Raw genomic sequence first — 11,985 nt, 5'->3', positions numbered from 1 at the left:
TTACTTAGCACATTCTACATTTAGACTTTACACCAATATCGTGGTTTTGTATCATTTCAGGCTAGAAGTCTCATTGTTGTAATACCAAATAACTTATACGAAGAAGGTTGTGTGATTCGTATCTGTTTGACTATAAAAACAGGGCAAAGACTTTCTGGGTGGTTGTTTATTCAAATTTTGAATAATTATTAAAAGATAATGTGCCACAATTAAATGAAGCAAGTTTCCTATATAAAATAAAGCTAAAATGAGTAATGTACTTTCTAATATTATATTTTAATTTTGTTGAACTTATTCTATTACTCCAACAATAATTCTCCTCAATTTATAGCTGCTCAATCTCTGTTTGTGACAGAACCCAAGTTCGCGGGATGGATACAGTATCAGCCCACAGTAGTTAGGCACGTAGAGACCGAAAATCCGCTGAAGGTAAACGAAAATTGGCCGAAATAATTGCTAGCCATTAACACTAACCAATAAAGTAAGAGGTAGAGAGAATAATCAAATTCCAAATAGCATGCATGAAAAACACTAAAAATGCACCTCTTAGCATACTTCCGCTAGAAAAAACAAATTTACTAGAGCAAACCGATAAGTACCAACCAAATAGAAAATAAAAAATATAAAAAACTGCTACGTCAGGGCTATGAGAAAATGAAAAAGCAGATGAGCAAACAATACAGATGTTGAAAGCTTTCATATCAAAAGCATACAAAACATAAGGAAGAACAATAAAAAAAATGATAGTTTCCAATAAGGGAACAATGAAGATAGCAGTCACAATGTTACTAATGTTAAATACAAATGCACCTACATTACTCTCCCCTCCCCATATGAAAACAAATAAAAAAAGGACAAAAAAATTAATTATAAAAGCTTCTAAAATAAGAGCTGGGTAGTTATTCCCAAATTTATAATTCAACAATGAATTTAACGTCATGTCAGATCTCCGCCCCCTTTACTCTATTAGGGTAAAGGGGGGCCCAATTAATATTTAGCGTGCATATTGTTCATATTAGAATAACGTGAACCATATGATGAAGGGTTGCTTTTAAAATCTCCCCAAACTTCGCCGATTATCGTACCTAGTATCAATGCACCAAACCAGCTCCCGCCACCATTTACTTGCTCCACTTCACTCACTGTTAGCTCTTCTATTTTTGAAACTTGCATAATATCTTCCTTAAATTACACTGTTTAACGTTATGTTTGCCTAAGTGCTTGAAGAGTCTATTCGACTATCCCAGCCTTAAGCGATTGACCAAGGGTGTGGCGTCCGTCTAAAATTGTCACATCCTTGTTTTTAACCAATGAAATATCATCGTTACTTTAAACTCAATACTTCACTGTTTAAATTCCTTTTTCGATGCACCTTTTTACTCTCGCATCATCTTTTTTATTCCGTTCCTGTTAATTGCTGCAGCTCTTCAGGCGTGTAGACTTTGCCTTGGTGCATGACTAATACCCGCTGCGCTTGCTTGATGGTTTCAGGTCTGTGGGCAATAATAATTCGCGTCATTTCAAGGTGCTTTATCTGCTCGCTGATTTTTGCTTCGTTTTCGATATCAAGATGACTGGTGGCTTCATCCATAAACAGTAAACTAGGCTGCTGGTATAGGGCTCTTGCCAGTAATAAGCGTTGAACCTGCCCACCAGAGAACTGACTACCCATATCCCCCACAAGCGTGTTGTAACCCATGGTCATTTTACTGATATCACTGTCAATGGCGGCCAATTGGGCACACTGCTGCATGCGCAAGTAATTGGGCTCAGGCTCAAAGAAGGTTAAGTTGTCGGCGATGGAACCGGATAGCAAGGTATCGTCCTGCATGACTGCCGCAATCTGTTGCCGATATTGAGTCAGGCCGATTTGAGTAATATCTTGCCCATCGATCAATATGCGGCCTTGAGTGGGGGTGAATAACCCGAGCATCAGTTTGACTAAGGTCGTTTTACCACAGCCCGACTCTCCCACTATTGCGACTGACTCATGTGCATTAATGGTTAGGCACGCATCGTTGATAATATTCGGCTCATTATCGCCATAACAATAACTGACATGCTCAAGGGTAAGCTGGCCAGTCACCTTGTTAAGCGGCATAATGCTTTCACGATTAGCTTCTTGTTCATGCAATGCAATGTCTGAAATTCGGTCCAGATGCAGGCGCAGCATACGAAACAGAATAAGTTGCTCGATTAAACTCGCGAAACGCTCCGTCAATAGATTTTTATAAGCGATAAATGCCAGTACCATACCGATGGTTAAGTCGCCAGACATGACAATTGTTGCCGCAAGATAGATAACAATGATGTTCTCAAGGCCAAATAGCAGTTTATTAACCGCTTCAAAACTGATTTTTAGTTTACCGAGTCGAATGTCTGCATTGATAACTTCGCTATAACGGTTTTGCCAAATGCTTTGCCTTTGTGGCTCACAGGTAAACAGCTTGATAGTCTGAATACCACGGATATTTTCAAGAAAGTTAGTCTGCTCTTTTGCGCTAGCTTGAATGGACTCTTCAGTCGCACGATGTAAAGGACGATAGAGAGCTAACCGCAGCAAGGCATAAATCAAAATGGCTGCAACAACCACCAATGTCAGCTTGACGCTGTATAAGAGCATCATCACCAATACGGCAATTGACATAACGCCATCAACTACCGTTTCAACGAGTCCAGTTGTGAGCCTTTCACGTACTTGAGCAAGGGATCCAAAGCGTGAAACTAAATCGCCAATGTGGCGTTTTTCAAAATAGCTCATGGGCAGTCTAAGCAAGTGACGCAGTAGATTAACGCCCATCTGCATATTGAGTAGGCTTGATATCCTAAGCACTAACCAACTACGTACACCGGTAGTAATGACATTAATAATGGCAAGCAGGCCAAAGCCTAACGCGAGCACTATTAGCAGTGGTTTGTCCTGACTAATCAGTACCTCATCTACTACCCACTGCATGTAATAGGGCGTCACAAGTGCAAAAACTTGAAGTAATATGGACAGTACGAACAAAGAGATTAAGGTTTTACCTAACCCAGTCATCTTGCTCCAGAGTTGAGATAAACGCATTTGCTGGCGCTCATCTTGCTGCTCAAAGCCCTTGGTTGGGGTCAGTTCCAGTGCTATCCCCGTAAAGTGCTCGGCAAACTCTTTAAGGGATAGCTTTCTCTTACCTAGCCCAGGGTCATTAATACTCACCCCTGATTTTGTGACACCAGTAAGCACTACAAAGTGATTCATGTCCCAATGCAATACACAGGGCAAAGCTAACTTACCAACCTCTTCAATCGGGCATCGCAGCGCACGGCTCGCTAGTCCCATGCTGTCACTTAAGCCAATAAGCTGCTGTAAGTTCATCCCCTTAAGGTCAGCACTATAGCGTTTCCTTAATGCTGCCATATCAAGCTTATGACCATGAAAACTGGCAATCATGGCGACACACGCTAAGCCGCACTCTGCCATTTCAGCCTGCAGGATAAGTGGCACCCGTTTATTGCCTGAAAACTCTAACAATTCAACAGGATTGCTAGGTTGGTTTAATGACGCGTCACGCATTATCCCACTCTCCCTTGTAAGCTGTAGATAGGGTCGAGTAGCCAGTCAAGCAAACTGCGTCTATCGAGTACGATATCAGCCTCAAGTAGCATGCCGCTTTTCAATGGGAACTTATCACCATAGGCCAACATATCTTGTTTTGATAGCTGGGTTCTAATGCGATAAACAGGTTCAGATAAAGTGATGGGCACTCTGGCTTCACCATCAAGTAATAAGGCTTTATCAATTCGTGAAACGTGACTCTCAAGAAAGCCAAAGCGCTGATAAGGGAATGCGTCGAAACGTAATCGGGCCTCATCTCCCGACTTTACAAAGCCAGCACTGCGCGTCGGTAGTAATAGCTCTGCCACCAATTGCGCTCCTTGTGGAATTAAACTCATTAATGGACGACTGTTGACGACAAACTCTCCCTCTACGACTTGTATCGAGGCAACCGTACCGGATTCAGTGGCTCGAATAACATAACGATAATTATTTTCGGTTTCATCAATTTGGCGCTTGAGCTCTGAGCGTCGCCTGGATAGGTCGCCATCTTTAAGTGCATATTGGCTCGGTAATACATCCAGCTCTGCAGACGAAGCATTAAGTTGGCTTTGAGTTTGTATCTTGTTGGAGGCTAAACTTTCTATTTCTTGCCGAACAGCAATGAATTTCTCTTGCTGGGATTGATAATCTAATGTCGATAAGAAGCCATCTTTATATAGCTTATTGTGCTGAACTTGTTGCGCCATCTGTAGTGCTAACTTTTCAACTAACAACTCTTCGAGCTTAGTTAATACCGCCAGCGATGAGCGACTGTCAGTCATGGCAATTTTTAAGCGCGAGGTTTCTTTTACTTCCATGGCATTATTAACGCTCTGCTCAGTTTGAAGCAGGGTAAGTTGCAGTGTTAATTCTTCAATCAGTGACTCACTTAATTCTTCACCAGAGAGCATGCTACGTCGTAATACTATCGTCGCTAAAGGGAAGCCCTTTTTAACAATATCACCTTCAGACACATGTAATATTTCGACATTACCGCTACGGTTGGAAAATGTTTTGATTAGGCCTTTGTCTGGAACTAAATAACCACGGACTGTTTCTTTACGAGCATAATGAGAAAAAGAAAGGAATAGAGCGAGTGCAATAATAATACAGAGCAAAATGAATGCAGTTAAATAAATTGAAATAGGCTGCGCCAATGACACATCACCATGCAACTTCTGTTTTTGTGCCTCAACGGCTTGTTGACGAAATAATGCTGACATACAACTTCCATATTCTCAATGTGTATACCAAATCCTTTTGGTAAAGAGTGATTCTTATTTACATAAATGAACGTTAGATACGTAAATCCAGATTAGCAATCTAGTAGTTATATAATAGCATCTCAATTGTCATCGCAATTTAATTGTACCCATGTTGGTCAGTATTAATACTATTGGCTTACGTAAAACCCTTGCTATATATACTTGGATTTTACGACGGTAATGGTCATTACCGTGCAGGAATACTTGCATGGTTAGAGATGTTTTTCAATATAAGTGACCTTGTAGAACAGCCTGAGAGGACATAAGGCTATGAGATTTAGGCAAGTAAACTATTCCATAGATTGGCAATCTATTTCTGTTATAAAATAAGCGCTTCAAGTGTTGATAATCGCATGTTTTCTTATTTTTACTCAGTATTAGCTGAAGGATCTAAGTTAGCGTTTTTCCTTTGGTGCGAAATGCACAACGGTTTACTGTAGCTATGATAGTTGTTTTTGAATAAGTAGAGGGTTGAGCAAGAGAGAAGCGAGATATCCGCCGTTAGCGAATATCTCTCATTATTTCAGCTAAGGATTAGCTACCGGTGGAGCAGATTGGGCAGTTTGGCTGTTTGGGTAACTTCATTTCACGAAACTCCATGGTCATGGCATCGATCATCAAAATTCGTCCCGCTAAGGTGCGTCCCATATTGGCGATCACTTTTATCGCTTCTACGGCTTGTAAACAACCTATCATGCCGACCACAGGGGCAAGAATGCCCGACTCAACACAGCTAAGCTGTTGCTCACCAAATAGCTGACTGAAGCAGTGATAACAGGGCGTGCTGGCTTGGTAATCAAATACCGTGACCATGCCTTCCATTCTAATCGCGGCGGCAGATACTAAGGGCACTTTATGGGAAAAACAACTTTGATTAAGCTGCTCCCGCACCGCCACATTATCAGTACAATCCATCACGATTGAGTGCTGCTTAACGAGCGCTTCAATCTCATGGTCGTCTAACACGGCATTGATAGTATCAATTTGAATATGCGGATTTAAGCTCGTTAACGTCTCTTTGGCGGAGTCAACTTTGGCTTGTCCTACATTGGCATCTTGATGCAATACTTGGCGCTGCAAGTTAGAGACTTCAACCGTATCAAAGTCGACTAGTGTGATTAAGCCTGCACCCGCTACGGCCAAGTACTGGCTGGCTGCACAGCCCAAACCGCCGGCACCGATAATCAATACTTTGGCTTGTTTGAGCTTTTCCTGTCCTTCAAAGTCCATCGATTTAATGGATATTTGACGGCTATAACGCAATATTTCTGCGTCAGTTAATATCTCGTCCGTGACGGTGTGTTGACTCGGCATTAGTATTTGTCTCTTACGCTAGTACGCTATTGAAGGGCTCAACCGTCACTCGTTCGCCTGCGGCTACGCCATCACAATCTTGCTCTAAGATGATAAAACAGTTGGCTAACGTCATTGAAGTCAACATGCCAGAGCCTTGTCCGCCAGTGACGGCGACTTGTGCTTCACCTTCTTCGTTATAGCTCAGTACCGCCCGTTGGAACTCCATTCGGCCAGGAAACTTGCGAATATCTTGGGTTAGCGTGGCCTTGAATGTGACAGGTTTAACTTGGGGTAGGCCTTGCATTTTTTGCAGTAGTGGCCAAACAAGCTTGTAAAACGTCACCATAGAGGAAACAGGGTTGCCTGGAAGTCCACAGAAAACAGCATCACCTAAGTGACCGAATGCAAACGGTTTGCCGGGCTTAATGGCGAGCTTCCAAAAGGTGATTTCACCCTCTTCGTCAAGAATTTGCTTGGTATAGTCTGCGTCACCGACTGAAACACCGCCTGATGTCAGTACCATATCGGCACTTACTGAAGCTGTTTTAAAGGCTTGGCGAATTGCTTCTTTGTCATCTTCAATGACGCCGAGATCTATCCACTCAACGTTAGCGCGGCTGAGTAGGCCTTGAATACTGTATCGATTTGAGTCGTAAATCTGGCCAGGGCCAAGCTCACTGCCGACGGGGCGCAATTCGTCACCGGTTGAGAAAAAAGCGACTTTGAGTGGACGAAATACACGTAACTGACTTGCGCCTATCGTTGCAAGCACTCCCATCTCGGCTGCCCCGATATGGGTGCCTACTTTAAGAACTTTGGTGCCAATAGTGAGTTCTTCAGCGCGATAGCGGACGTTTGCCCCTTTTTTCTTTGGCGCTTCAATGCTGATGTTTGTACCGTCAGCAGTCACTTTTTCTTGCATCTGAACGGTGTCATAGCCAGCCGGAACCGGTGCCCCAGTCATAATGCGAATGCAGCCGCCTTTAACGCATTGGCCTGTAAACGGGTGCCCGGCAAAAGAGTCGCCGATAAGCGTTAACGGCTTAGCAGGGTCAAGCTCATCAAAATTAAAGGCGTAGCCGTCCATTGCTGAGTTGTCGAAAGGAGGTAGGTCGACATGAGAAGCTAGGTCTTCAGCTAAGACGCGTCCTAGGGCTTGTGTCAGTAACACGACTTCTGAATCGGTGACCGGCTGCACTTGCTCTAGTAATTTTACGATAGCCAGCGTGGGATGCATTAGGCTAGGTTGAGAACACGGGTCTGCATGAGTCTGCATCTATCTATCCTTGAGGCTTAATAAGAGTACGTTAAGTAAAAACGAATATAGCGCATTATGCCATGGTGATTGTAGATGACTATGATCTGCTTGGCAGTTTTAACAGCTGATCGCAGCTTTATGATTATTTTTCTTACCACAGGACAAATAAATCAGCGTTCGGTTATGGCTTACATCGATTACTTTATCTTTTTGCCAGCTCAGGCTAAGGGCTGATTCTTTTGAGTTTTTTAATCATACAGTCGCAATATTAGCAATCACCTCTTTATGTGAATGAAAACCATTATTATTTATTAAACAGTAGCTTAAGTAAATTTCATTGCATTTCTACGCTAGCTTGATAACAATAGCGACCATAAACAGAATAGTCAGAGGAATTAAGATGTTGGCCCAGAAGATGATTGACCAATTAAACGACCAGATCAACATGGAGTTTTTCTCCTCTAACCTGTACTTACAGATGAGTGCATGGTGTGAAGACAAAGGTTTTGAAGGCGCGGCTAAATTTATGCGCACCCATGCTGATGAAGAGATGGGGCATATGCACCGTTTGTTCACTTATGTCAGTGAAACAGGTGGCATGCCACTGTTAGGGACGATTGAAGCGCCACAGGCTGACTTCCCTTCTTTGCTGGCGTTATTCGAATACACTTATGAGCACGAGCAATTGATCACTAAAAAGATTAACGAGCTTGCTCACGCAGCATTCTCTAATCAAGATTACTCTACCTTTAACTTCTTGCAGTGGTATGTTTCAGAGCAGCATGAAGAAGAGAAACTATTCAAATCAATCGTAGATAAAATTCGTTTGGTGGGTGAAGACGGCAAAGCCTTGTTCTTCGTCGATAAAGATTTAGCACAAATGGCGGTTGAAGAGTCTGCCAGCGTGATGTCTAGCACTGCTTAATCGCGGCTAGTACATAAAAAAAGAGCAGCTAGGCTGCTCTTTTTTTATGGGCTTAATTTATGACCGCTAAAGGGTTAAGCTTAATTAACGACATAGCTAAGTGCTTTGCGGTTAATGATACGGTTAATGGCGGTTTCATTTTCAAGAAAGGTAAGCAGTTTTTCACTGGATAATGGTTTAGACATTAAGTAGCCTTGGGCATAGTCGCAGCCGAGCGCTTGTAAAAAATCCCATTGCTCTTCGGTTTCGATTCCTTCGGCCACAAGTGGCATCTCTAAACTTTGCCCCATCATAACAATGGCTTTAACGAGTTTGGCATCAGACTGGTTAACCGTTGCGTTATCGATGAAACTCTTATCAATTTTGATCACTGAAATAGGGAATTGGTTAAGATAGCTTAATGCCGAATAGCCAGTGCCAAAGTCATCGAGGTAGATATCGATACCAAGCTGCCTGATCGAGTTAAGGATCTGTAAGCTATAAGGCTTGTCTTCAATCAGCATGCTTTCTGTTATCTCTACATGCAAGTAATGCGGTGCTATGCAGTGGTGTGCTAACGCTTGCTTGAGTATCTGATAAAAACTGCGACCATTAGAGTTAATGCATTGGCGGCCAGACACGTTAATGGCGACTTTAAGCATATGACCTTGTGAATGCCACAGAGCCAAGTCGGTAAGCGCTTGATTTAAAATCCACTCCCCTAACGATTCAATCAACCCAGCCTCTTCAGCGATGGGAATAAAGAGCGTGGGAGAGATAATGCCAAACTCAGGATCTCGCCAGCGGATCAACGCTTCAACGCTGGCAACTGTGCCGCGCTGCATATCAACAACGGGTTGGTATTCCAAATAAAATTCAGACTGTTTTACTGCTTTTCGTAACCGTTGCTCGAGTCGCATCCGCGCTAACATCTCCACGTTCATCTCTGGTGAGAAGTACTGGAAATGTGCTCGGCCATCTCGCTTGGCTTGGTACATCGCAGTTTCGGAGTTTCTCAGTAGCGTCTCTATGTCTTGGCCATCTTCTGGGTAGAATGAGACCCCGATGCTGGCGGATATATTACTTTCAATCGCATCGAGCTTTATCGGTTGCCCTAACACCTCTGTTAGTTTCTGCGCCAGATGCTCTGCAGTTTCAGTTGTATTATGTTGCGGTGAGATAATGGCGAATTCATCGCCACCGATACGAGCAATAGAATCTTTCGGCCCCAGTACGGCTTCAAGGCGCATGGCTGATTGTTTGAGGATTTTGTTACCAGCGGCATGACCATGCAGTTCATTAATGAATTTGAAACGATCTAAATCGATTAAGAAAACGGCAATCTGAGATTGATGTTGGCTTGCGGTATCAATGGCGTGCTGTAATCGTGATGAAAACAGATGGCGATTAGGCAGCTTAGTCAGTGAATCGTAATTAGTCTTGTACCACAAGTCTTGTTCATACTGCTTATGGTTACTCACATCCAGGAATAAACCTATGTGCTGGCAAATATCACCTTGGGCATTCTTTACTGCAGTGATCGACAGATACTCTGGATAAACGTTGCCATCTTTGCGCTTATTCCAGATCTCGCCTTCCCAATGATTGGTGTCAGCCAGTGATTGCCACAGTTGACGATAAAATTGTGGATGATGATGGTTGGAGCTTAAAATACTCGGTTTATGCCCTTTAACGTCTTCAAGGTTATAACCGGTGATTTTAGTAAAAGCGGGGTTGACCAACTCGATACGATTGTCGGCATCGGTCACCATAATGCCTTCGGCAGAGTGTTCAAATACCGCAGATGCTTGTTGTAATGAGATTTGGGCCAGCGTGCGCTCGCTTAGCATTTGGTTAAGTGCGGTGGATATTTGTGCTAATTCATCGTTGCCTTTAATCTCAATTTTCAGCTGTAGATTTGGGTCTTTTGCCATCTTTTCAACATCACGTACTATGACGGTGATTGAATTGATAAGGCTATTGCCGATGTATTTACCTAAGATAAATATAATATAGAAAAACAATATGCCAGTGAGCAGATTAATATACAGAGAGTACAAAATCTGTTGTTTTTCGATATCGCTTTGACGGGCTATTTTCTCTGTCAGTTGAATGTTCATTTGATGCAACAATTCGATCCCCGCACTGGCCATTGACCACCAATGTGCGCTGCTAATCACTGGGGTTTGGTTTTGTAATCGCTGTAAGGCTTGATGCATTGCCGTGTATTCATCCACAATTGTTGTGGTGCTCAGGAATGGCTGTTGCGTGCTTTTAATCTGCTGTAGGTGCTGAGAGTAACGATCAACAGTGCGTTCAAGAGCGGCAATGAGTTGCAGTTGATGCTCAGTTAAGTTTTGCTTGCGCTTAATCTCTGTAAGGGCTATTCCGAGTTCAGCATAGTGCTGCTCAAAACTCATGTTATCCGTCTGCTTTGCCGATGTGACTGAGCGATAGAAGTCATGCATTAAGCCCTGATGGCCCATGAGATCACTAATGATGCGTGCATGTTTGATGAGGCCAACTTGTTGTTGTAGTTTTTGTCGTAACGCTTGGATCTCTTGTTGTTCAGGGCTATTCAAAAATGCATTCAACTTAGTGCGATTATCTTTTGTCATTAACAATCTAGCGTTGTTAATGGAATTATTAAGCTGGTTGCTGATGCTTAAAATGGCACCGTATGAGTCAAGGTTTATTGTTGGCGCCGCAAGCAGCTGGTTGACTAAGCCGCGCTCTTGCCCTGCTAGCTCTTGGATTTTTAAGGTGTTTACAAGATCGGCTTGAATCATTACTAGGTAGGAATCTTCACTTTTCAAGCGCAGTTGCGAGGCAAAATTGATCAGTTTTTGATTTAGTTGCGAGTAATAATTAAAGTACTGACTATTGTCGAGATTGAGCACTTGGCGACGAAACTGTGTCAAGCGTTTGCGTTCAGCACTGCTGCGGTCAATCCGCTCCTGTAGTGCAATCATTAACGGATAGTCGTCTTGGCTGGTTTGTATTACGTTCTTAAGTGAGCTGTTATGGGCTAAATTTTGTAATGCTTGATCTGTGGTTTGCCACTGCTGCTGTAGCTCAGTGGCAAATTTTTTGCCGCCACTGCTTAAGTAGCCAGCTGATAAACCGCGCTCTTTTTGTAGCTCGAAAATGACGTTCTCAACGCCGAGAGTGACCTGGGTGGTTAACGCATTCGCGGAGGCACTTTGATATTGCTTAAATAGCGATATGGAATGCAGCACAGCAAACACCACCAATATAAACATTGGCAATGAGGCAAATAAGAATAGCTTTTGTTTAAAGCTTAAGCGGTTCAATAGGCTTAACATTCGGCGACAACCCTTTCGCGTAATACTCTAATTATCAACATTGTTGTTTTAATCATTAAAAATAAAAAGATGAGATTAAAAACGCGCCAAATAATAACCATATCAAGATTGTGGTGTCTCAGTTAATTCACCAAAGTCTAATCTAGGTCACGAATTTAGTTGTTAGTGTCAATGCAGTGACTAAAACTTTCTTCTAATTGGTTTTTTTTTGACACTGTCAATTACCTGAAATGCTAATAGATGCGTTGTTGCTAAATTATCTTATCGTTAGCTTGGCTAGAAAAATGCTTTCGCTTAAGCGATTTTATCTTTGAGGGGAATAGATCTAGGCAAAGAAGTAGACCGCATAAAAATGCGGT

8 protein-coding genes are annotated in these 11,985 nt (G+C 42.6%); 1 reads left to right on the top strand and 7 read right to left on the bottom strand.

Features of this window, described 5'->3' with window-relative positions:
- Positions 1 to 469 precede the first annotated feature (469 nt).
- The 6 genes from CXF82_RS04310 to glp all read right to left on the bottom strand — a co-directional run bounded on the left by CXF82_RS04310 (position 470) and on the right by glp (position 7,414).
- Positions 470 to 940: a hypothetical protein gene (locus CXF82_RS04310; RefSeq protein WP_102043723.1), complete on the bottom strand. Its 471-nt coding sequence runs from the start codon at positions 938 to 940 to the stop codon at positions 470 to 472.
- Positions 941 to 987: 47 nt separating this feature from the next.
- Positions 988 to 1,173: a hypothetical protein gene (locus CXF82_RS04305; protein WP_101091948.1), complete on the bottom strand. Its 186-nt coding sequence runs from the start codon at positions 1,171 to 1,173 to the stop codon at positions 988 to 990.
- 223 nt (positions 1,174 to 1,396) lie between these two features.
- Positions 1,397 to 3,553, bottom strand: coding sequence for a peptidase domain-containing ABC transporter (locus tag CXF82_RS04300; RefSeq protein ID WP_102043722.1), 2,157 nt, complete (start codon positions 3,551 to 3,553; stop codon positions 1,397 to 1,399).
- Positions 3,553 to 4,800, bottom strand: coding sequence for an HlyD family secretion protein (locus CXF82_RS04295; protein WP_102043721.1), 1,248 nt, complete (start codon positions 4,798 to 4,800; stop codon positions 3,553 to 3,555). Before CXF82_RS04295 ends, CXF82_RS04300 begins: the two co-directional genes overlap by 1 nt.
- 576 nt (positions 4,801 to 5,376) lie before the next feature.
- Entirely contained in the window at positions 5,377 to 6,156 is a 780-nt protein-coding gene (gene moeB, locus CXF82_RS04290; RefSeq protein WP_101091945.1) for a molybdopterin-synthase adenylyltransferase MoeB, read from the bottom strand.
- A gap of 13 nt (positions 6,157 to 6,169) precedes the next feature.
- Positions 6,170 to 7,414: a molybdopterin molybdotransferase MoeA gene (gene glp / locus CXF82_RS04285; RefSeq protein ID WP_101091944.1), complete on the bottom strand. Its 1,245-nt coding sequence runs from the start codon at positions 7,412 to 7,414 to the stop codon at positions 6,170 to 6,172.
- A 382-nt stretch (positions 7,415 to 7,796) separates the two neighbouring features.
- Between glp and ftnA the strand changes: the two genes are divergently transcribed.
- Positions 7,797 to 8,321, top strand: a complete 525-nt coding sequence (gene ftnA, locus CXF82_RS04280; RefSeq protein WP_101091943.1) for a non-heme ferritin — start codon at positions 7,797 to 7,799, stop codon at positions 8,319 to 8,321.
- An 80-nt stretch (positions 8,322 to 8,401) separates the two neighbouring features.
- Here the strand turns inward: ftnA and CXF82_RS04275 are convergent, their stop codons facing one another.
- Positions 8,402 to 11,626: an EAL domain-containing protein gene (locus tag CXF82_RS04275; protein ID WP_101091942.1), complete on the bottom strand. Its 3,225-nt coding sequence runs from the start codon at positions 11,624 to 11,626 to the stop codon at positions 8,402 to 8,404.
- Positions 11,627 to 11,985: the final 359 nt, after the last annotated feature.

Origin of the sequence: Shewanella sp. GutDb-MelDb, assembly GCF_002836075.1 — a bacterium.
GTDB lineage: Bacteria > Pseudomonadota > Gammaproteobacteria > Enterobacterales > Shewanellaceae > Shewanella.
This window is presented reverse-complemented; position numbering and strand designations above follow the sequence as displayed.